Source organism: Blastococcus mobilis (genome assembly GCF_900188025.1).
Taxonomy (GTDB): domain Bacteria; phylum Actinomycetota; class Actinomycetes; order Mycobacteriales; family Geodermatophilaceae; genus Blastococcus_B; species Blastococcus_B mobilis.
In genome coordinates this window covers 48,952-69,733 of the sequence record NZ_FZNO01000010.1, presented here as the reverse complement: position 1 = coordinate 69,733, position 20,782 = coordinate 48,952, and the positions used below count along the sequence as shown (strand labels likewise).

At 72.4% G+C, this 20,782-nt stretch carries 19 protein-coding genes and 1 tRNA gene; 6 read left to right on the top strand and 14 right to left on the bottom strand.

What is annotated here, in order from left to right; all coding sequences use genetic code 11:
* Positions 1–100: 100 nt before the first annotated feature.
* Both CHB94_RS10785 and mshC read right to left on the bottom strand, forming a co-directional pair.
* Positions 101–1,147 carry an HD domain-containing protein gene (locus CHB94_RS10785; protein WP_089336578.1) on the bottom strand — a complete coding sequence of 349 codons (1,047 nt, stop codon included), beginning with the start codon at positions 1,145–1,147 and terminating at the stop codon, positions 101–103.
* Positions 1,144–2,397, bottom strand: a complete 1,254-nt coding sequence (gene mshC, locus CHB94_RS10780) for a cysteine--1-D-myo-inosityl 2-amino-2-deoxy-alpha-D-glucopyranoside ligase (protein WP_089336577.1) — start codon at positions 2,395–2,397, stop codon at positions 1,144–1,146. Before mshC ends, CHB94_RS10785 begins: the two co-directional genes overlap by 4 nt.
* 119 nt (positions 2,398–2,516) lie before the next feature.
* On the opposite strand from mshC, the gene CHB94_RS10775 reads away from it, so the two are divergent.
* Positions 2,517–3,233 (top strand): maleylpyruvate isomerase family mycothiol-dependent enzyme, encoded by a 717-nt coding sequence (locus CHB94_RS10775; protein ID WP_089336576.1) that lies wholly within the window; start codon positions 2,517–2,519, stop codon positions 3,231–3,233.
* 3 nt (positions 3,234–3,236) lie between these two features.
* Here CHB94_RS10775 and CHB94_RS10770 read toward each other — a convergent pair whose 3' ends face one another.
* From CHB94_RS10770 to CHB94_RS10750, 5 genes are all read right to left on the bottom strand, one after another.
* A complete protein-coding gene (locus tag CHB94_RS10770) occupies positions 3,237–3,623 on the bottom strand; it encodes a VOC family protein (RefSeq protein WP_089336660.1) in 387 nt (128 codons plus the stop codon).
* 214 nt (positions 3,624–3,837) lie between these two features.
* The gene (locus CHB94_RS10765; protein ID WP_089336575.1) at positions 3,838–4,587 is read right to left on the bottom strand and encodes an SCO1664 family protein; all 750 of its coding nucleotides are present in this window, start codon (positions 4,585–4,587) and stop codon (positions 3,838–3,840) included.
* A gap of 11 nt (positions 4,588–4,598) precedes the next feature.
* On the bottom strand, positions 4,599–5,150 hold the full coding sequence (locus CHB94_RS10760) for a DUF3090 family protein (RefSeq protein ID WP_089336574.1): 552 nt from the start codon (positions 5,148–5,150) through the stop codon (positions 4,599–4,601).
* Positions 5,151–5,213: 63 nt separating this feature from the next.
* Entirely contained in the window at positions 5,214–5,912 is a 699-nt protein-coding gene (locus CHB94_RS10755; protein WP_089336573.1) for a histidine phosphatase family protein, read from the bottom strand.
* Between the two features lie 131 nt (positions 5,913–6,043).
* Positions 6,044–6,874 (bottom strand): undecaprenyl-diphosphate phosphatase, encoded by an 831-nt coding sequence (locus CHB94_RS10750; protein ID WP_089336572.1) that lies wholly within the window; start codon positions 6,872–6,874, stop codon positions 6,044–6,046.
* 213 nt (positions 6,875–7,087) lie between these two features.
* Here CHB94_RS10750 and CHB94_RS10745 point away from each other — a divergent pair, with 213 nt between their 5' ends.
* Positions 7,088–8,068: an aldo/keto reductase gene (locus CHB94_RS10745; RefSeq protein ID WP_089336571.1), complete on the top strand. Its 981-nt coding sequence runs from the start codon at positions 7,088–7,090 to the stop codon at positions 8,066–8,068.
* Between the two features lie 73 nt (positions 8,069–8,141).
* Positions 8,142–10,133 (top strand): AAA family ATPase, encoded by a 1,992-nt coding sequence (locus tag CHB94_RS10740; protein ID WP_089336570.1) that lies wholly within the window; start codon positions 8,142–8,144, stop codon positions 10,131–10,133.
* 96 nt (positions 10,134–10,229) lie between these two features.
* On the opposite strand, the gene CHB94_RS10735 is transcribed toward CHB94_RS10740, so the two are convergent.
* Entirely contained in the window at positions 10,230–10,502 is a 273-nt protein-coding gene (locus CHB94_RS10735; RefSeq protein ID WP_089336569.1) for an Rv3202a family protein, read from the bottom strand.
* Between the two features lie 133 nt (positions 10,503–10,635).
* On the opposite strand from CHB94_RS10735, the gene CHB94_RS10730 reads away from it, so the two are divergent.
* On the top strand, positions 10,636–10,839 hold the full coding sequence (locus CHB94_RS10730; RefSeq protein WP_089336659.1) for a DUF5703 family protein: 204 nt from the start codon (positions 10,636–10,638) through the stop codon (positions 10,837–10,839).
* Positions 10,840–10,949: 110 nt separating this feature from the next.
* On the opposite strand, the gene CHB94_RS10725 is transcribed toward CHB94_RS10730, so the two are convergent.
* Genes CHB94_RS10725 through CHB94_RS10715 form a run of 3 tightly spaced genes read right to left on the bottom strand, consistent with a single transcriptional unit; the run spans position 10,950 to position 14,101 of the window.
* Positions 10,950–11,906, bottom strand: a complete 957-nt coding sequence (locus CHB94_RS10725) for an NADPH:quinone oxidoreductase family protein (protein ID WP_089336568.1) — start codon at positions 11,904–11,906, stop codon at positions 10,950–10,952.
* Positions 11,907–11,959: 53 nt separating this feature from the next.
* Positions 11,960–12,760: an SDR family oxidoreductase gene (locus tag CHB94_RS10720; protein ID WP_089336567.1), complete on the bottom strand. Its 801-nt coding sequence runs from the start codon at positions 12,758–12,760 to the stop codon at positions 11,960–11,962.
* Positions 12,761–12,772: 12 nt separating this feature from the next.
* Entirely contained in the window at positions 12,773–14,101 is a 1,329-nt protein-coding gene (locus tag CHB94_RS10715; RefSeq protein ID WP_089336566.1) for a M20/M25/M40 family metallo-hydrolase, read from the bottom strand.
* An 87-nt stretch (positions 14,102–14,188) separates the two neighbouring features.
* On the opposite strand from CHB94_RS10715, the gene CHB94_RS10710 reads away from it, so the two are divergent.
* Both CHB94_RS10710 and CHB94_RS10705 read left to right on the top strand, forming a co-directional pair.
* Complete coding sequence (locus tag CHB94_RS10710; protein WP_254920565.1) at positions 14,189–15,271, top strand: GGDEF domain-containing protein; 1,083 nt, start codon at positions 14,189–14,191, stop codon at positions 15,269–15,271.
* A gap of 10 nt (positions 15,272–15,281) precedes the next feature.
* Positions 15,282–15,366: transfer RNA gene (locus CHB94_RS10705), tRNA-Leu, on the top strand.
* 100 nt (positions 15,367–15,466) lie between these two features.
* On the opposite strand, the gene CHB94_RS10700 is transcribed toward CHB94_RS10705, so the two are convergent.
* From CHB94_RS10700 to CHB94_RS10690, 3 genes are all read right to left on the bottom strand, one after another.
* Positions 15,467–16,669 (bottom strand): tyrosine-type recombinase/integrase, encoded by a 1,203-nt coding sequence (locus CHB94_RS10700; RefSeq protein WP_089336564.1) that lies wholly within the window; start codon positions 16,667–16,669, stop codon positions 15,467–15,469.
* A gap of 560 nt (positions 16,670–17,229) precedes the next feature.
* Entirely contained in the window at positions 17,230–19,650 is a 2,421-nt protein-coding gene (ppsA, locus tag CHB94_RS10695; RefSeq protein ID WP_089336563.1) for a phosphoenolpyruvate synthase, read from the bottom strand.
* Positions 19,647–20,630, bottom strand: a complete 984-nt coding sequence (locus CHB94_RS10690; RefSeq protein WP_254920564.1) for a pyruvate, water dikinase regulatory protein — start codon at positions 20,628–20,630, stop codon at positions 19,647–19,649. The genes ppsA and CHB94_RS10690 overlap by 4 nt, the downstream gene beginning before the upstream one ends.
* Positions 20,631–20,782 lie beyond the last annotated feature (152 nt).

Genomic DNA, 20,782 nt, shown 5'->3' with positions numbered 1-20,782 from the left:
AACTGCTCACCCGTCTCACTCGTCGAGCGGCGATCATGGTGCCGGCGCTGGTGCTCCCGGCAATCGGGATGCGACGCCGGGCGACTCCCCGTGATGCGGTCTACCGGGCGCGGAGCAACGGTGTCATCTGCGAGCCGGCGTCGGCGTCGAAGAGGCGGTCGTGCATGGCCAGGGCGAAGCGGTCGGTCATCCCGGAGACGTAGTCGACGACCTGGGTGACCGTGTCGGCCTCGGTGTCGCGGTAGGACGCCGGGATCTGCTCCGGGTGCGCCAGGTGGTGGTCGACCAACCGGCGGATGACGTCGATCGCGACGTGCTTCTGCCCGGTGGCGGTCTCGGAGGCGTAGACGCGAGTGAACATGAAGGCCCGCAGCTCGTGCATGGCCTCCAGCGGCGCCGGCGCCATGACGACGGCGCCCGCGGTGTTCTCCGGGGACAGCGAGCCCTCGACGACGGCGTCGATCATCGTCCCGACCATCTCGCTGCCCGGCGCCCCGAACACCTCGCGGGCACGGGACGGGAGGTCGTCCAGCCGGATCACGCCGGCGCGGACGGCGTCCAGCGCGTCGTGCGAGAGATAACCGATCCGGTCGGCGTAGCGGACGCACTCGCCCTCGCGGGTCGACGGCGGCGGATTGATCTTCCAGCTGTGGGAGCGGACGCCGTCCCGGACCTCCCACGTGAGGTTCAGCTGCTCGAGCACTTCCACGATCCGCACGCCCTGAGCAGCGTGGTGCCAGCCGCCGGGGACGTAGGGCTCCAGGGCGTCCTCCCCGAGGTGCCCGAACGGTGAGTGCCCGACGTCGTGGGCCAGGGCGATCGCCTCGGCCAGCGTCTCGTTGAGCCCCAGCGCCCGGGCGAGCGAGCGGGCCACCTGGGTGACCTGGAGCGTATGGGTGAGGCGGGTGACGAAGTGGTCGCCGTCGGGGTTCAGGAAGACCTGCGTCTTGTGCTTGAGTCGGCGGAAGGCCTTCGCGTGCAGGATCCGGTCCCGGTCGCGCTCGAAAGCCGTGCGCAGCGGGTCCTCCGGCTCGGGGCGCGCTCGCCCCCTGCTGGCCGACGCTCGCACCGCGGCGGGCGCGAGCTGCTCCTCGGCGCGCTCCCGTGCGGCCCGGTCGGTGAACCGGAAAGGAGCCGCCTCGGTCATCCGCAGTCCCCCAGGGCCACCCCGAGGAGCGCGTCGACGGCGTCGCACACGATGCGGGGGGCCTCGTCCTCCGCATCGGCTCCCCCGGCGAGGGTCTCGGCGGCCCACGCGTCGACGAGTGCGATGGCGCCCGGGCTGTCCAGGTCGTCGGCCAGCCGCTCGCGCAGCCCCAGCAGCAGCGGCGCGGCCGGGGCGCCGGCGTCCAGCGCGACGGCCCGGCGCCAGGTCGCCAGCCGCTCCTCGGCGGTGCGCAGGAGGTCCGTCGTCCAGGCCCGGTCGGTGCGGTAGTGGCCGGAGAGCAGCGCCAGCCGGATGGCCATCGGGTCGACGCCGTCCCCCCGCAGGCGGGACACGAAGACCAGGTTCCCGCGGCTCTTGCTCATCTTCTCGCCGTCCAGGCCGATCATCGCCGCGTGCACGTAGGCCTGGGCGAAGGGCTTGGTCGCCGTCAGCGCCTCGGCGTGCACGGCGGAGTACTCGTGGTGCGGGAAGATCAGGTCGCTCCCGCCGCCCTGCACGTCGAAGCCCATGCCGATCGTGTCCAGCGCGATCGTGGCGCACTCGATGTGCCAGCCGGGGCGGCCTGCGGCGCCCTTCGGTCCCGGCCACGACGGCTCGCCGGGGCGCGGCCCGCGCCACAGCATCGGATCCAGCGGCTGGCGCTTGCCCGGACGGTCGGGGTCTCCCCCACGCTCGGCGAAGAACCGCAGCATGGTGGTCTCGTCGTAGCGGGACTGCTCCCCGAAGCCGGGGGCCTGCGCCACGTCGTGGTAGATGTCACCCGTCCCGTCGTCCAGGACGTAGGCGAGGCCCTCGGTCAGCAGGTCCTCGATATGGGCGACGATCCGCGGGATCGACTCGACGGCACCGACGTAGTCCTCCGGCGGCAGGACGCGGAGCGCCGTCATGTCCTCGCGGAACAGGGCCGTCTCGCGCATGCCGAGGACGATCCAGTCCTCGTGGTCGCGATCGGCCCGCTCCAGCAACGGGTCATCGATGTCGGTGACGTTCTGGACGTAGTGGACGGCGTGTCCGGCGTCCCGCCACACGCGGTTGACCAGGTCGAACGCCAGGTAGGTGGCCGCGTGCCCCAGGTGCGTGGCGTCGTACGGCGTGATGCCGCAGACGTACATCCGCGCGGTGGGCCCGGGGCTCGTGGCCACGACTTCCCGGCGGGAGGTGTCGTAGAGCTTGAGGACGGGCCCGGTCCCGGGCAGGGTCGGCAGCAAGGGGGCGGGCCAGGAGAGCACGGCACGAGCCTAGAGCGGACCACCGACGATCTTGTGCCGCGCACCGGATCGCCGCCGTTCGTGGGCCTCTCCCCTACCGTCCGCTCCGGAACACCGCAGCGGCAGCACGAGGAGGAGCGATGGAGCTCGACGAGTACCTCCCGGTCCTGCAGAAGGCCGATGCGCGGTTCGCCGCTGCGGCGGCCGAGGCCGTGCTCGAGCACGGCTGGCAGGTCCCCGTGCCCGGCTGCCCGGAGTGGCGGTTGAACGACCTGGTCTGGCACCTGGCCGAGATGCAGCATTTCTGGTCGTGGGTGGTGAGGTCCCGCGCACCGGATCCGTCGACCTACGTCGAGCCCGCGCGGCACCCCGACGACGAACTGCTCGGCTTCCTCGCCGCGCAGAACGCCGAGCTGGAGACGGTGCTGGCCGGCGCGGATCCCGCCACCCGCGTGTGGACGTGGGCGCCGCAGCAGGACGTCGCGTTCGTCCTCCGCCGGCAGGCGCAGGAGGCGACGGTGCACACCGTCGACGTGGAACAGGTCCTGGGCGACGTACGACCGATCCCGGCCGACGTCGGCCTCGACGGCCTGGACGAGTGGCTGGAGGTGATCGTCCCCGGCGTGCTGCCCGGTGGCCCCCCGGAGGACGCGCACCCCGTCGTCTTCCACGCCGTCGACGCCGACGCCGAGCGCACCCTGTTCCCCGGCGTGAGACCGTTCCCGATCGCCGCGCTGACCGGCACCGCCGGTGACCTGCTGCTGGCCGTCTGGCGGCGAGTGCCCCTGGAGGTGCTCACCGTGGACGGCGACGGGCTGCAGGCGGCCGCGATGATCGATCTGGTGCGGCTGGAGTAGCGCTCAGGGCCAGGTGACGGCGTACCGGTCGAACTCCTCGCCGGTCTGGATCCCGACGACGCAGAAGACGAGGCCCGCAGGGTCCGTCATCTGCCAGAACGAGCCCATGTCCCGGTGCCGCTTCGCGCCGATGCTCTCCAGCCGGGCGACCTCGGCGGGGATGTCGTCGGTCTCGATGTCGACGTGCCACCGGGGCGGGGTGCCCTGACCGGTGCGCTGGATCTCGACGTGCCACCCGTCGGCGAACGACCCGAGCGATGCCCACTTCTCGTCGGCGGGGTCAGGGGAATCCCGACGTCCGGTCGCGCCGGCCCAGAACGCGCTGCTCGCGGCATGGTGCTCCGGCGGCAGGTCCAGCAACAGGATCGACAAACGCGAACGGTGCGGCATGCCGGTGATCATGCCGCGAAGCGGTCCCGACGAGCGGGGGCCGGAGGCTCCCCGAGGAGGGACGGGACGGGAGCCGAAGACGCTGGAGGGCGAGACGCCCCGGCGAGGCCGACCACGTGAGCGGGGGCCGGAGGCTCCCCGAACGAGGTCGGGAAACGGCTCAACGCCGCAGGGGACGGCACCTGGCCGCGGTCGGAGGCCGGTAGGCCGACAATTAAAACGGCGGCCAGGGCAGCGCGGGCCACTCGCCGCTGGGCCCGGGATGCCGGCCGGTACGCAGCAGCTCGGCCACCCGCTGCTGGGTGCAGTGCACCTCCCGGCGGGTCAGGTGCGCGTGCAGCTGCTCGCCGAGGTCACCACGCAGCTCGTCGGCCAGCCGCTCCAGCACCGCCACCGTCTCTGCGGTCAGCGGCGCGTTCGCCCACCGCCACAGCAGCGTGCGCAGCTTCGGGTCCACGGAGAAGCAGATGCCGTGGTCGACGCCGTACACGTGGCCCTCACGGGTCGGGATGATGTGCCCGCCCTTGCGGTCGGCGTTGTTGACCACTGCGTCGAAGACGGCCATCCGCCGCAGGGCGGGGTCGTCGCGTCGCACGAACGCGGGCAGGTCGACGTCCTCGTCGCCGTCGATCCACAGCTGCACCATGCCGGGGCCGAACGGCCCGTCCCGCAGCACGGTGGGCGGCACGACCCGCCACCCGGTCGCCTCGGACACGAGGAAGGCCGAGATCTCCCGGCCGGCGAGGGTGCCGTCGGGGAAGTCCCAGAGGGGCCGCTCCCCCGCGACCGGCTTGTAGACGCACTCGGCGGCCAGGTCCGGCGTGCGGATGGCACCCACCAGCGTGACGTTGCTGGCGTCCAGCATCCGGCCCTCGAGGTCGATGACGCCCTCGCGCAGCAGCCGCAGCGCCTCGTCGTCGTCCACCGGGGCACGCAGGTCCGGCTCGACTGGTTGCTCGCTCATCGTGGAGCCGCTCAGCGGCGGTAACCGTTCTGCCGCGGGCAGACGTGACCGGCCGGGTCCAGCGGCAGGGAGCACAGCGGGCACGGGGGGCGCCCCGCGGCGACGACCCGGCGGGCGCGCGCCACGAAGGCACGGGCGGCCATGGGCGTGATGGTCACGCGTAGCGCGTCGGGACCCTCGTCGCTGTCGGAGAGGATGGCCTCCTCGTCGATCGGCTCCTCGCCGGCCGCGACGGCCTCGACGACGACCGCCTCGGCCGACCCGTCCCAGGCCAGGCCCATGGCGGCGACCCGGAACTCCTCGTCGACCGGCGCGGTCAGCGGCTCGAGGTCGTCGACGTCGGCCTCGGGTGGGATCACCGTGTGCGCGCGGCCGGCGACCTCGTCGAGGAGCTCGTTCATCCGGTCGGCGAGGACCTGCACCTGCGTCTTCTCCAGTGCGACGCTCACCGTGCGACCGGTCTCGTCGGACGCTTGCAGGTAGAAGGTGCGGTCCCCGGGCTGGCCCACGGTGCCGGCGACGAACCGGGACGGGCGCTCGAAGAGATGGACCTGACGGGGCACGCGCCCAGGTTACGCGGGCGAGCAGGTCCCTCGCCCCGACGACACCGAGGTCAGGAGCGCGGATCAGACGGTGGTGCCCGCCCCGCCGCCGACGACGGCGTCCGAGGAGGCCTTGGTGCGCCGGCGCTTCCGGGGCGCCGGGATGAGGGCGGAGACGTCGCCACCGGTGTCGTTCACCCGGAGGACGAACGGCCGGGTGTCGGTGTAGGTGACCACCGAGATCGACGCCGGGTCGACGACGATCCGCTGGAACTGGTCCAGGTGCAGGCCCAGGGCGTCGGCCAGGATCGCCTTGATGACGTCGCCGTGGCTGCAGGCCAGCCAGACCGCGTCCGGCCCGAGCGTGGCGTTCCAGGCACGCACGGCGGCCACCGCGCGGGCCTGGGTCTGGGCCAGCCCCTCCCCCTCGGGGCCGGGGAAGACGGCGGCCGACGGATGCTGCTGGACGACCCTCCAGAGCGGTTCCTTGGCCAGCTCCTTGATCGCCCGGCCGGTCCAGTCGCCGTAGCGGGCCTCGCCGAGGCGGTCGTCGGTCTGCACGTCGACATCCCGCCCCGCCACGACGGCCGCCGCGGTCTGCGCGCAGCGCTCGAGCGGGCTGCTGACGACGGCGGCCAGCGGGACCTTCGCCAGCCGCTCCCCCACGGCGGCGACCTGGGCGTCCCCGGTCTCGTCGAGCCGCACACCCGGCGTCCAGCCGGCGAGGACGCCGCCGGTGTTCGCCGTCGTCCGGCCGTGCCGGAGCAGGATCACCGTCGTCACGGGCAGCAGGGTATGACGCCGGTCCCGTCGGGCCCCGTCCCGAGGCCCGCCCCGAGGGTGCGAGGGGTGAGGAGGACGGGGTCCTTCCACCGCCCCGAGCGTGCGAGGGGTGAGGGCAGCGGGTTCCTCTCTCAGGTCGGGCTGAGCACCCCCGCGCCGACCAGCGCGAGGACCAGCAGCCCCAGCACGACGCGGTAGACCACGAACGGCAGGAAGCTGCCGCGGTCGAGGTAGCGCAGCAGCCACGCGATCACCGTCAGACCGACGCCGAAGCCGATGACGGTGGCCAGGATCGTCGGCCCCCAGGCGACGCCCTGACCGGCGACGTCCCCGGTGAGCGCCTCGTAGGCCTGGAAGAACCCGGACCCGAGGACGGCGGGGATGGCGAGCAGGAAGGAGTACCGCGCCGCAGCCGCCCGGGAGTAGCCGAGGAACAGGCCGGCGGTGATCGTCCCGCCGGAGCGGGAGACCCCGGGGATCAGCGCCATCGCCTGCGCGAAGCCGAAACCGATGCCGTGCCCGACCGTGAGATCCCGGAGCTCCCGCTTCTTGGCACCGCCGCGATCGGCCCAGAAGAGGATCAGGGAGAACCCGACGAGGCAGATCGCCACGATGCGCAGGTCGCGCAGCGTCGTCTCGATGTCGTCCTGGAACAGCAGCCCGAGGACGACGATCGGGATGCTGCCGACGATGATCAGCCAGCCCATCCGGGCGTCGGGATCGCCCTTCCGCCGGCCGGTCAGCGAGGCGAGCCAGGCCACGACGATCCGCCAGATGTCCTTGCGGAAGTACAGGAGGACGGCGGCCTCGGTGCCGATCTGGATGATCGCGGTGAACGCCGCGCCCGGGTCGTCCCAACCGAACAGCTCGCCGACGAGGCGCAGGTGGGCGCTGGAGGAGATCGGCAGGAACTCGGTCAGCCCCTGGACGACGCCCAGGACGACGGCCTCGATCCAGCCCATCAGCGCGTTCCCGTGGCCGCGAGATCTGCACAGTGGTGGCCATCAGGCGCTGATGACCACCACTGGGCAGATCTCGCGGCGGCCAGGGTCTGAGCGTGTCGTCCGGGCACGACAGGTCACCCTAGGCGGCGGGCGCGGGCGACCCGCCGCGCCGCTCCGGGCGGCCGGGTGCTCCCCGGTGCCGGGCCGGGCGCGCCGGTAGGTTGGCCGGTCGTGGAGCAACGCACGCTGGGACGGAGTGGTCTGGTCGTATCCCGGCTGGCGCTCGGCACGATGACGTGGGGCCGGGACACCGACGAGGACGAGGCCGCCATGCAGCTGACCGCCTTCGTCGACGCGGGCGGCACGCTGGTGGACACCGCCGACGTCTACTGCGACGGCGAGAGCGAGCGCACCCTCGGCCACCTGCTCGCCGACGTCGTCCCCCGCTCCGAGGTGCTGGTCGCCACCAAGGCCGTCGGCCGCACCGCGCCGGGACCGATGGGCCGGGGCGCCTCCCGTGGTCACCTGCTGACCGCGCTGGACGCCTCCCTGGAGCGCCTCGGCCTGGACTACGTCGACCTGTGGCAGCTGCACGCCTGGGACGAGACCACCCCCCTCGAGGAGACCCTCGCCGCCTGTGACGCCGCCGTCTCCTCCGGGCGGGCACGGTACGTAGGCATCAGCAACTTCACCGGCTGGCAGACCGCGCAGGCGGCCACCTGGCAGCGCGCCTGGCCGGGGCGCACCCCGGTCGTCAGCACGCAGGTCGAGTACTCGCTGCTGCAGCGCGGGGTCGAGCGCGAGGTGATCCCCGCCGCCGAGTCGCTCAGCCTGGGCGTGCTGCCCTGGTCGCCCCTGGGCCGTGGTCTGCTCACGGGCAAGTACCGGCACAGCACCCCGTCGGAGTCCCGCGGCGCCTCTCCGCAGTGGCAGGGCTTCATCGACGGCCTGCGCTCGGCGAAGGCCGATCGGATCGTCGAGGCCGTGATCACCGCGGCCGAGGGGCTGGGCACCACTCCCCTGGCCGTCGCCCTCGCCTGGGTGCGCGACCGGCCGGGGGTGGTGGCCCCCATCGTCGGCGCGCGCACCGCGCAGCAGCTGCAGGCCAGCCTGGACGCCGAGGGCGTGCGCCTGCCCGCCGCGATCCGCACCGCTCTGGAGGACGTCTCCGCGCCGGCCTTCAGCTACCCCGAACGCCGGTCGGCGACGTGAGCCGGTTCGCCGGCTCACGGGGAGACAGGGAACCGGTGGTCGGGCGGCCGGCGGGCGCCGGCGAGGAGGTGGCATGACGGCGGCAACCCCGGCGGCCGGGGGTGACCCGGTCTTCGCCGCGTTCTGCGCCGCCGGTCTCTGGCCGGGCCTGGGTCGGCGGACGGCGGCCGAGCTGCCGGCCGCCGGCATCACCGCACCCGACGACGTCACCGCCGATCGGCTGATCAAGCTCCCCCGGGTGGGACGGCAGCGGGCCGAGCGGCTGTTCTCCAGCTTCCTGTCCGCGCAGCCGACCTACGAGGTCGTCGAACTGCTCGTCGGCGCCGGGCTGCAGGCCAAGCTGGCCGCGGGTGTCACGGACACTCTCGGCCCCGACGCCGCCCGGCGGCTGCGCGACGACCCCTGGGCTCTGCTGAGCCTCACCGGCGTCGCCCTCGGCGACGCGGACCGGCTGGCCATCGCCGTGCTCAAGGGGGCCGACCGGCAGGACAGCCGCCGCGGCCGCGCCATCGTCGGCCTCACCCTCCGGACGGCGACCCGCGACGGGCACACCACGCTGCCGGCCGACCTGGTCGTCGCCGCGCTGCGGGCCGAGGGCGTGAGTGATCCGGTGGCGGCGATCGTGGCCGCGGTGGAGTCCGGGGACGTGCTGGAGCACGAAGGAGGACCTCGATCCCCCCTCCGCTCGCAACCTCGCGAGGGAACCCCGACCGAGGCCACCGAGTCCGACCCGGAGCCCGAGCCGGCGCTGCGGTCGCTGTCGCTGGCCCGCTACGGCATGGCCGAGGAGGCGGTGGCCGAGGGTGTGGCCCGGCTCGCGGCCTCGGCCGAGCGGATCGCCGACCCGGCGTCGGTGCGGTCCGTCGCGAAGGGACTGGACGAGGCGCAGAAGGCCGCCGTGGCGCAGGCGCTCGAGTCCGGGGTCAGCCTGCTCACGGGTGGACCCGGCACCGGCAAGAGCCGCACGGTCGCCGCGGTGGTGAAGCTGCTGCGGGCGAAGGGCACCGACATCGCGCTCGCCGCTCCCACCGGGCGCGCGGCCAAGCGGCTGGAGGAGCTCACCGACCATCCGGCGGTCACGGTGCACCGGCTGCTCGGCGCGCAGGGCACCACCGGCGGGTTCGCCCGCAACGAGGAGTGGCCGCTGGACGCCGACGTGATCGTCGTCGACGAGGCCTCGATGCTCGACGTCGAGCTCACCGCGGCGCTGCTGGAGGCCTGTCCCGACGGCACCCACCTGCTGCTGGTGGGCGACCCGGCTCAGCTGCCGTCGATCGGCCCGGGTCACGTGCTCGGCGACCTGATCGACTCCGGCGCGGTCCCGGTGACCGAGCTCACCACGCTGTACCGGCAGGCGGAGGGTGGCGCCATCGCCCGGCTCGCCACGGCGATGCGGCGCGGCGAACTGCCGCCGGTGGACTCCCCCGACCGTGAAGTGGTCGTCGTCCCGGCGACCGGAAGCGCCGAGGCCGCACGGCGGGTGGTCCAGCTGGTCACCGACTCGATCCCCCGTGCGCTCGGCATCGAGCCGGGCGCGGTGCAGGTCGTGACGCCGGTCCACCGCGGGCCCGCAGGCACCATCGAGCTCAACAAGGCGCTGAAGGACGAGCTCAACCCGGGTACCGGCACGGTCTTCGGCTTCGACCCCGGCGACCGCGTCGTGGCCACCGCCAACCATCTCGACCTGGAGCCCACCGGCTTCGCCAACGGTGAGGTGGGCGTGGTCACGGGGACCGGGGAGGGCTCGATCGACGTCTCCTTCGCGTCCGGCCCCGTGACGGTGTCGGGCCAGGCACTGTCGGACCTCCGGCACGGCTGGGCGATCACCGTGCACCGGGCGCAGGGCTCGGAGTGGCCGGGGGTGGTCGTCGTCCTGCCGCCGGAGGCCGGTGGGATGCTGTCGCGGCCGCTGGTCTACACCGCCGTGACACGCGCCCAGCAGCACCTGTCGATCGTGCACGCCAGCGGTGCCGCCCTGGCGCGAGCGGTGCGCGAGGTCGACGTCCGCCCCCGGCGCACCCGGCTGGCCTCGCTGCTGGCGGAGCACGGCGACCCGGCCGGCTGAGCCGGTCCGGCCGCCCGTGGCCGGCGTCGGCCGGGGGGGCGTCACAGAACACGGGAGCGACCACGGCTCGACACCGAGACGGTGACCGCGAGCGGGTCAGGTCAGGATGTCGTCGTCGTCCAGCGGCACATCGGCGTCCTGCTCGAGGATGTCGGCCTCGTTCGCCTCCCGGTCATCGACCGGCCGCAGCGGGTTGCCGGCTTCCCCCGGGCGTGCCGCGAGCTGCTGCTCCAGGGCGTCGGCCTCCGGAACGCCCGGCGCAGGGGCGTTCGCCTCGGCGGCCGAGGTCACGGCGGGCGGGTCGAGGAGCGCCTCCTGCTCCGCACGGTCGGCGTCGGGCACCTCGCTCGGGATGCCGGGTCCGGTCACGTCGTCCTCCTCGTCGTGGGTCGGCGGGGCTCGCCATCCATCCTGCCGAACGCGCCCGGGCCCGGCAGGCCGGGTCTGCCGACCGGGTCACGATCGCGTGACCGATCGGCGCGGGCCGGGCACAATCGGCGTGATGGAGGCGGCCGCGGACTACCAGTACGCGCCGCTGCGGATCCCGCCGGGCACGTCCCGGTCCGCAGCGGCGACCATGCTGAGCCTGCAGGCCGACACCGGCGGCTGGGAGCTGGCCCGCCTGCAACTGCACCCCGACGGCACCCGCAAGGTCATCCTCCGGCGCCGCGCCCGGCTGTCCTACCTGCCGCTTCCCGTCATCTGACCCAGTGCGGCGCGCGGCGTACCGCCGCGGGGACACGGGTCGAGCCGTCGCCCGGCGCCGCCTCCACCTCGGGTTGGGTGAGGGTCGCGCGCCCAGGTCAGGCGTTGCCCTCAGGGGACGAGGACGACCTTACCGACCGTGCTCCGGTCAGCAAGCTTGGCCAGCGCCTCGGGCGCCTGGTCCAGGGGCAGGCGCTCCCCCACCAGGGGGTCGACCGCGCCGGACTCGACGAGCGTGGTCAGCGCCTCGTGGACCTGCCCGATTCGCGCCGGGTCCATCTTCCGGTAGAGGCCCCAGTGCAGACCGACGACGCTGTAGTTCTTCACCAGCAGGTGGTTGGCCGGCGCCTCGGGGATGCGGCCGCTGGTGAAGCCCACCACGACGATCCGGCCCTCGAAGGCGATGCACTTGCGCGACTTGTCGAAGACGTCACCGCCGACCGGGTCGTAGACGATGTCGGCGCCGTGCCCACCGGTCACCTCCTTCACGATGGGGACGAAGTCCTCGGTCGTGTAGTCGATGACGTGGTCGGCGCCCAGCTCCCGGCAGACCTCGGTCTTGCGGGCGCCGCCGGCCGTCGCGATCACCTTCGCGCCGGCGGCCTTGCCGAGCTGGATGGCCGCCGTCCCGACGCCGCCCGCCCCGGCGTGCACCAGCAGCCAGTCACCGGCCTGGATGTTCGCGCGGCGGTGCAGGCCGACGTACCCCGTCTGGTAGGTCAGGTAGAGCGAGGCCGCCTTCTCGTCGCTCATGCCGTCGGGCACCGGCCACGCGTTGTCGGTGTCCATCAGCGCGTACTCGGCGAAGGCCCCCGGGCCGCGCGACGGCGAGCCGATCACCCGCTGGCCGGTCTCGACGATCTCCCCGCACAGCTCGACACCCGGGGTGTAGGGCAGTGGCGGCTTCTCCTGGTACATGCCCATGGCCATGAGGACGTCGGGGAAGTTCAGTGCCGCCGCCCGCACCCGGACCAGGACCTGTCCCTCGTCGGGGGTCGGCTGCTCCACCTCGTCGAGGCTCATGACCTTCGAGGGATCCCCGAGTTCGTGTACCCGCCATGCACGCATGTCGCGACCTTGCCAGACGCTCCGTGACCGTGGTCACGGGGTGCCCCCGGGCGTCAGCGCATGCCGGGTGGGCGCAGCGCCTCGGGGACGACGGCGGTCTCGCCGCTCCGGGTCTTCGCAGACGGCACGCCCTTGAACTTGTAGGGCACGGCGCCGACGCCCGGCTGGATGATGTAGGCCGCACCCGGCTCACCGGAGGTCCAGGCCGCGATCATGGCGTCGGCGACCTCCTCGGCGGTGAGCACCGGGAAGCCGGCCTTCTCGAACTCCTCGCGAATCGGATCGATGATCGCGGTGTCGGCGAAACCGGGGCAGATCGCGGTGACGACGATGTCCTCGCCCACCAGTCGCGGGGCCATCGAGCGCACGAACGCCACCGCTCCGCCCTTGGCCACGCTGTACCCCGGGTCGGTGGCCATGGGCGAGAGGCCGGCCAGCGACGCCGTCACGACGATCGAGCCGCCGCCGGCCCGGCGCAGCGCCGGCAGCGCGGCCTCGGTGCCGTAGACGACCCCGAACAGGTCGATGTCGACGACACGGAGGAACTCGTCGACGTCGAGGGTCTCGCGGGACTTCCCGGCGATGCCGGCGTTGAGGAACGCGGCGTCCAGGCGGCCGTGCTCGGCCTCGACCTGGGTGACCACTGCCTGGTTGGCGGCGCGGTCGGTGACGTCGAGGACGACGAAGTGGCTGTCGAGGTCCTTGGCGACCTGCCGGTTGCGCTCGCTGTCGAGGTCGGCGAGGACGACGGTGACGTCGAGCGCCCGCAGCTTGGTGGCGAGGGCACGGCCGAAGCCGCCGGTTCCCCCGGTGATCAGAGCGACGGAGCCAGGGGCAGGTGTGGGAGAGGTCACGCCCGCATCACATCACGCGTTGCGCAGGAACCGGTCGAGGACCCGGATGCCGAACTGCAGCGACTCGACGGGCACCCGCTCGTCGATGCCGTGGAACAGCGACGCGAAGTCCAGGTCGGCCGGCAGGCGCAGCGGGGAGAACCCGAAGCAGCGCATCCCCAGGCGCTCGAAGCTCTTGGCATCGGTGCCGCCGCTCATCGTGAAGGGCACCGGTCGGGCGCCGTCGTCCTCGGCCTTGAGCGCGGCGACCATCTGGTCGACCAGCGGGCCGTCGAACGTCGTCTCGACGGCCTGGTCGTGGACGATCCATTCGCGCTGGATGCCCTCGCCGATCAGCCCGGCGAGCTGGCGCTCGAATTCCTCCTGCTGGCCGTACAGGAACCGGCCGTCGACGGTGGCACTGGCCGTCCCCGGGATGACGTTGGCCTTGTAGCCGGCGTCGACCATCGTCGGGTTGGCGGTGTTGCGCAGGGCCGCCCCGATCATGCGGCTGATGCTGCCGAGGCGGGCGAGCGCCTCCTCGGGCTGGTCGGGGTCGATCTCGATGCCGTAGGCGTCGCTGACCGCGTCGAGGAACTGGCGCATCGGCGGGGTGAGCACGGTGGGCAGCCGAGCGGAGCCGAGGCGGGCGACGGCCTGGCAGAGCCGGGTGACGGCGTTGTCGTCGTGCACGAAGGAGCCGTGGCCGGGCTTGCCGGAGGCGGTGAGCCGCATCCAGGCCAGGCCCTTCTCCGCGGTCTGCACCAGGTACAGGCGCAGGTCGTCGCGGACGGTGATGCTGAAGCCGCCGACCTCGCTGATCGCCTCGGTGCAGCCCTCGAACAGATCCGGGTGCTCGTCGACCAGCCAGCGGGCGCCGAGCTTGCCGCCGGCCTCCTCGTCGGCGACGTAGGCCAGCACGATGTCGCGGGGCGGCTGGACGCCGGTGCGGGCCCAGTCGCGGACCAGTGCCAGCACCATGGCGTCCATGTCCTTCATGTCCACGGCCCCCCGGCCCCAGATGTAGCCGTCACGCTCCTCGCCGGAGAACGGGTGGACGCTCCACTCCCCCGGGTCCGCGGGCACGACGTCGAGGTGCCCGTGCACCAGCAGGGCGGGCCGGGAGCGGTCTGCACCCTCGATCCGGGCCACCAGGCTCGCCCGGCCGGGCTCCGACTCGTGGATCTCGGAGTCGATGCCGACGTCGGCGAGCTTGCAGGCCATCCACTCGGCGGCGGCCCGCTCGCCCGCGCTGGTGGCGGTGTCACCGGTGTTGGTGGTGTCGATCCGGATGAGATCGGACAACAGTTCGGCGACCTCGCTCTGGGCTGCGGCGAGGGGCTGTGCGAAGGGCTCGGCCATGGACGTGATCGTGCCATTCCCGGGGCCTTCCCTCGCGAGGGTGAATAGGTACTCCACCGTCCGATACCGTCCGTCGATACCTCCCCCATGAGGATGGGCCGGGCGCTTCGGGCACGGGAGCCACAGGCGGCCGCGCACAGCACGCGGCTGATCCTGCTGGTCTGTTCCGCGGTGGTCGCCGGCCTGGCGGTGTTCGACCAGGCCGACGCCGGCGCCCTCGTCCTCGCCGTCCACTGGGTCGCCGTCGCCCTGCTGCTCGCCGGTGCCGCCGCGTGTTCGGTGCTGTCCCCGCGGATGCTCGACCGGCTCGGTCTCAGCGTCATCGCCGCCCTGCTCGGCGTGATCCTGACCAGCACGCTGAACGTGCTCACCGAGGACACCTCGGCCGCGGCGCAGGCGTTCTTCGCCTTCCCGATCTTCTGGGCCGCCTCGCACCTCCGGGCACCCGGGGTGGTGCTGGTGACCGCTGTGGCGCTGGCCGGGAACTGCCTGACGCTCTTCCTCCTCCTGCCGCCGGCCGCGGCCCTGACCGACATGATCTTCTTCGGCGCGGTGCTGGTCGTGATGGCGGTGCTGCTCGTGCGCGCCAACGAAAAGCAGGAACGGCTGGTCACCGCGCTCCGGGCGCAGGTCACCGTGGACTCGCTGACCGGCCTTGCTACGCGGCGGGCCTTCGACCGCGCCCTCGAGCGCGCACTGGACCGATCGGTACCGGGTGGGACCGCGCTCGTGCTCATCGACGTCGACTCGTTCAAATCGATCAACGACAGCCACGGTCACCCGGTGCGCGACGACGTCCTGGTTCATCTGTCGACCGTCCTGCGCACCCGGGTCCGGGCCGAGGACGCCGTCCTCTCCCGGCTGGGCGGGGACGAGCTCGCCGTCCTGATGCCCGGGTGTCGCAGGGACGTGGCGGCACTCCGCGCGGAGAACCTGCTCCAGGCCGTCCGCTCCTCGCCCATGACCCTGGCCGACGGCACCCTCCTGGCCCTGTCGATCAGCGTCGGCGTGGCCCACCTGCCGCAGCACTCGAGCGACCGGCGCGGGCTCTACACCGCCGCCGACAACGCTCTCTACGACGCCAAGCGCGCCGGCCGGGGCCGCGTCTCCGTCGCGGCAACCCGACCGGTGGGGGGTGCACCGGAACGCTCAACTGGTCCGGTAGGCTGATCGCACACTCGTCCGGGTGGCGGAATGGCAGACGCGCTAGCTTGAGGTGCTAGTGCCCTTTATTGGGCGTGGGGGTTCAAGTCCCCCCTCGGACACAGCCTCACCCCGGTCTTCCTGCAGGTCAGGGACCCGGGGTAATTTCGTGTTGAGGCCTCGGAGGCCCTCGTGATACTCGCGTGATACTTCGTGCCCGACTCAGCCTTCCAACAGGGCGGCGAAGCGGTTAGCGGCCTGGCGGCCCATGCCGGGGTGAACGTGCTGGTAGACGGTAAGCGTGATGGTGGCGCTGGCGTGGCCCAGCCGCTCCGACACGACTTTCACCGGTACGCCGTCGGCAAGCAGCAGCGTGGCGTGCGTGTGACGGAGATCGTGCAGCCGGATCACCGGCAGCTGCTCCTCGCCCAGCGCCCTGCGCGCTCGGAGGAGCTGGCCGGCGAAACGGCGGGAGAATCGCTCCGGGTGCCGATGGGCGCCGTCGAGCTCGCTCAGCACGAGCGCAGAGTCCCGAACGAGCTCGAGAGTCAGTAAGCCGCGGACCGTCCGGTACCTGCGGAGCGCTGCCACGGTGCCCGCGTCGAGGTCGACGACTCGGGCTTGGCCCGTCTTGGTCGGGCCTTCGACCAGCTCCTCGCCGGCGCCCTTGTTCTTCACCACCCCGACACTGCGACGAACTGCAAGCCGCGCGGCGTCCAAGTCGACGTCCCGCCAGCGCAGGGCGAGCGCCTCTCCGCGGCGCATCCCGGTCGTCGCGAGCAGCCGCCAACCTATGGCCAAGTCCGGGTCGTACGCTTCCGCCCAGCCGAGGAAGCGGGCGAGCTCCGGCGCGGTCCAGGCCTTCATCTCCGGGGGACGGGCCTCCGAGGGGGTCGGCGCCGTAGATCGGTCCGTCGGATTGACCGCGAGCCGCCCCTGACTGACCGCATCGCTCAGTGCCGACCGCAGGATGGTGAACACGTAGCGCACTGTGCGCGCGGAAAGCCCACCCTGGCCGTCGGCACGACCGGACGCCTCCAACTTCCGCATCCACGCGTCGACCGCCGAGCCGGTGAGACGGGCGACGAGCTGCTCACCCAGGTAAGGGTCGATGTGCAGCCGGATGTTCTTCCGGTACGACGACAGCGTGGAAGGGCTCAGCCTTTGCCCCTTGATCCACTCCGCAAGGTAGGCGTCGAGGCGCTGCTTCGACGGCTCCACCCACTCCCCCACCTCAGCCTTGCGGATCTCGGCACGGAGGGCCGCCGCGGCGTCCCTCCGGGACAGAAATCCGCGCTTGAGGACGACACGCCTGGTCCCGTCTTCGCGCTGAACCGTGAACTTGATCAGGAAGCGCCGGCCGGCTTTGGTCTCGTACTCACTGATCCCGCCCTCGCCCGCCTGCCGCCGCCGTGGCTTCCCCATCCCGCCGACCTCCTCCTGCTGGCCCGCCTCGAGAGGCCCAGCTCTGGCCGTCTCTCGGCTGTCAGGCTCTCTCCCGACTTACTGGCGACTAGGGGGCTTCGCTGCCGCAGTGGCAAACCTGTGGACGAGTAGGCGGCCTGTGGAACCGTGGGTCAGCGCTCAGGCGGTGCCGTGAACACGGTCACCAGAGCCTCGCGCAGCAGTCTCCTGTTTTTCTCCAGTGGCCCCGGAGTCGCTCGGACCGCCCACTTGGCACGTCGCAGAGCCGCAATGCGGGTGCCCGATGCGGGACAGGTCAATCTCTGCCCCCATTGCGACCTCAAGACCCCCAGCCGTCGGCCGGGGGTCTGCGGTGGTTCGCCCGAGTCCATCTGCGCAGGTCGAGCGGTGCACGAGACGACGGCGAACGGTGCCGAACGGCCCGGAACGGGGCTCAATGGTGGTCAGAGTGGTGGTCAGGAATCGCCGCCTCGCACCACGCTTACCGGCCCACCCCGGCCGGAAAGCCGTAGCTGACCGTGACCATGACACTGGTGCCGTGGTCACGCCGAGACGCCGCGTCAGCTGACGTGGGGTGACTTGGCGATGTGCTGCCAGGTGTCGACGACGGTGTCGGGGTTCAGCGACATCGACTCGATGCCCTGCCCGACCAGCCAGTCGGCGAGATCGGGGTGGTCGCTGGGGCCCTGGCCGCAGATGCCGACGTACTTCCCTCGGTCCAGGCAGGCCTCGATCGCCATCTTCAGCAGGGCGAGCACGGCGGGGTCACGCTCGTCGAAACCTGCCGCGACGAGGGCGGAGTCGCGGTCGAGGCCGAGGGCCAGCTGGGTCATGTCGTTGGAGCCGATGGAGAACCCGTCGACGTGCTCGAGGAAGTCCCCGGCCAGCAGCGCGTTGGAGGGCAGCTCGCACATCATCACGACCGACAGGCCGTTCTCCCCGCGGCGCAGACCGTGCTCGCCCAGCAGGCGGACCACGCCCTCGATCTCGGCGACGGTCCGGACGAACGGGATCATGATCTTGACGTTGGTCAGCCCCATCTCGTCGCGGACGTAGCGCAGCGCCTCGCACTCCATGGCGAAGCAGTCGGCGAAGTCGGCCGACAGGTACCGCGAGGCCCCGCGATAACCCAGCATCGGGTTCTCCTCGTGCGGCTCGTACAGGTCGCCGCCGAGGAGGTTGGCGTACTCGTTGGACTTGAAGTCGCTCATCCGCACGATCACCGGCTCGGGCGCGAACGCCGCGGCGATCATCGAGACGCCCTCGGCGACCCGGTGCACGAAGAAGTCCCGCGCCGAGGGGTAGGCGACGATCCGTTCCTCGATCTGCGCTTTCAGCGGGGCGTCGAGCCGCTCGAGGTCGAGCAGCGCCCGCGGGTGGATGCCGATCTGCCGGTTGATGATGAACTCCAGCCGGGCCAGCCCGACGCCGGCGTGGGGCAGCCGGGAGAACGCGAAGGCCTGCTCCGGCGTCCCCACGTTCATCATGATCTTGGTCGGGATCTCCGGCATGGCGTCCAGCTCGGTCTCCGCCACCTCGAAGCCGATCTCGCCGGCGTAGACCAGACCGGTGTCGCCCTCGGCGCAGGAGACGGTGACCGGGTCGCCGTCGGACAGCTTCCGGGTGGCCGTGCCGGTGCCCACGACGGCGGGGATGCCCAGCTCGCGGGCGATGATCGCCGCGTGGCAGGTCCGCCCGCCGCGGTTGGTCACGATCGCCGCGGCCCGCTTCATGATCGGTTCCCAGTCCGGGTCGGTCATGTCGGCGACCAGCACGTCCCCGGCGGTGAACTGGTCCATCTGGTCGATGTCGGTGAGCACCCGGACGGCGCCGGCGCCGATCTTCTGCCCGATCGCCCGCCCCTCGACCAGAACCTCCCCGGTGCCGGTGAGGATGTACCGCTCGGAGGTGTTGCCGGAGCGGGACTGCACGGTCTCCGGACGGGCCTGCAGGATGTAGAGCTGCCCCGTGAGGCCGTCCTTGCCCCACTCGATGTCCATGGGCCGGCCGTAGTGCTCCTCGATCTTGAGCGCTTGTCGGGCCAGCTCGAGGACCTCCTCGTCGGTGAGGGACAGCAGCCGGCGTTCCGCGGGGTCGACGTCGACGAACTGGGTCGTACGGCCGACCTCGGCGTGCTCGGTGTAGACCATCTTGGTGGCCTTCTCCCCCACACCCCGCTTGAGGATGGCCGGGCGCCCGGCCCGCAGGGCCGGCTTGTAGACGTAGAACTCGTCCGGGTTGACCGCCCCCTGCACCACCCCTTCGCCGAGGCCGTAGGCCGAGGTGATGAAGACGGCGTCGCGGAAACCGGACTCGGTGTCCATGGTGAACATGACGCCCGAGGCCCCGACGTCCGAGCGCACCATCCGCTGCACCCCCGCCGACAGCGAGACCGCCTCGTGGTCGAAGCCGTGGTGCACCCGGTAGGCGATGGCCCGGTCGTTGTACAGCGAGGCGTACACCTCCCGGACGGCCTGCAGCACCGCGTCGACGCCACGCACGTTGAGGAAGGTCTCCTGCTGCCCGGCGAAGGAGGCGTCCGGGAGGTCCTCGGCGGTGGCACTGGAGCGGACCGCGAAGGAGGCCTCCGCGTCGCCGCCGGCCAGCCGGTCGTATGCCGCGCGGATGTCGGCCTCCAGGGCCGGCGGGAAGGGCTGCTCGACCACCTGCCGCCGGATCTCCCGGCCGGCCTCGGCCAGCGCCCGGACGTCGTCGATGTCCAGCCCGCGCAGCCGCTCCGCGATCCGGCCGGCCAGCCCGGTGTCGCCGAGGAAGCGCTGGTAGGCCGCCGCCGTGGTGGCGAAGCCGTCGGGGACGCTGACCCCGGCATCGGCGAGATGGGAGATCATCTCGCCCAGCGAGGAGTTCTTCCCGCCGACCACCTCGAGGTCGGCGAGCCCCAGCTCGGCGAACCACCGGACGTTGTCGCCGTCGTCGGCCGTTCCCCCGGTCTGTGCCTCGCGTGCGGTGTCGGTGCTCATGATCGGAGGGTCCTTCCTCGGGGGAGGTTGTGGCCGGACTGCGGGCGTGCGCCGGAGCGCCGCCGTTGCCGGGCCAGGGTCTGGATGACCACGGTGGCGATCTCCTCGACGGAGGCCGTCGTGGTGTCCACGGTGGGGAGGTCGTGGGCGGCGTAGATCGCCATCGCCCGGCGCAGCTCGAAGCGGCACTGCTCCTCGGAGGCGTAGCGGGAGTCCGGGCGGCGCTCCTGCCGGACCCGGCTCAGGCGCGTCACCGTGGTGGTCAACCCGAAGCAGCGGTCGGCGAGGCCCCGGACCGGTCCGGGCAGCTCGGTGGACTCCAGATCCTCGTCGACCAGTGGATAGTTGGCCACGAACAGGCCGTGCTGCAGCGCCAGGTACATCGCGGTCGGCGTCTTGCCGCACCGGGACGGCGCCAGCAGCACCACGTCGGCCCGGTCCAGGCCCCGGGGGCTCAGACCGTCGTCGTGCTCGATGGCGAACTCGATGGCCGCCATCCGGTCGTTGTAGCGACGCACGTCCCCGACCCCGTGCAGTCGCCGGGCCTCGTGCAGTCCCCGAGCCCCGAGCTGCGCCTCCACCCGCTCCATGTGCAGCCCGAAGAAGTCAATGATCGGAGCCTTGGTCTTCAGCAGCTCCGCACGCACCTCGTCGACGGCGGCGGTGGTGAAGACCAGCGGGGGAACGGGCCCCGCCATCACCTCGTCCAGCTGGGCCACGACCTCCCGGGCCTCCTGGACCGAGGAGATGAAGGGGATCACGGTGCGCTCGAAGCGCATGTCCGGGAACTGGATGAGCAGCGCATTGCCCATCGTCTCCGCGCTGATCCCGGTGCTGTCGGACAGGAAGAACACCGGGACGGCCCGCGCGTGGTCGTCGGCGGGTTCCCCCGGGAGACGTGCCTCGTCGGTCATCGCGGCGCTGCCCGGAAAGAGGAGGTCTGCCGACCGCCAGCTGAACGGCTCGCCGGCCGAGTGCACGGGATCATGCCCTCAGCCTCCCGCTGTGGTGCCGACGGGCGGTTTCCCACCCGGGTGACCATGTCGGTTCGTAGCCCGATGCGGTCGGTTCGGCCCCCCGGACCGACCGCCGTCCGGGCCCGCCGACGAGGGTGACCGGCACTCCGGGAGCG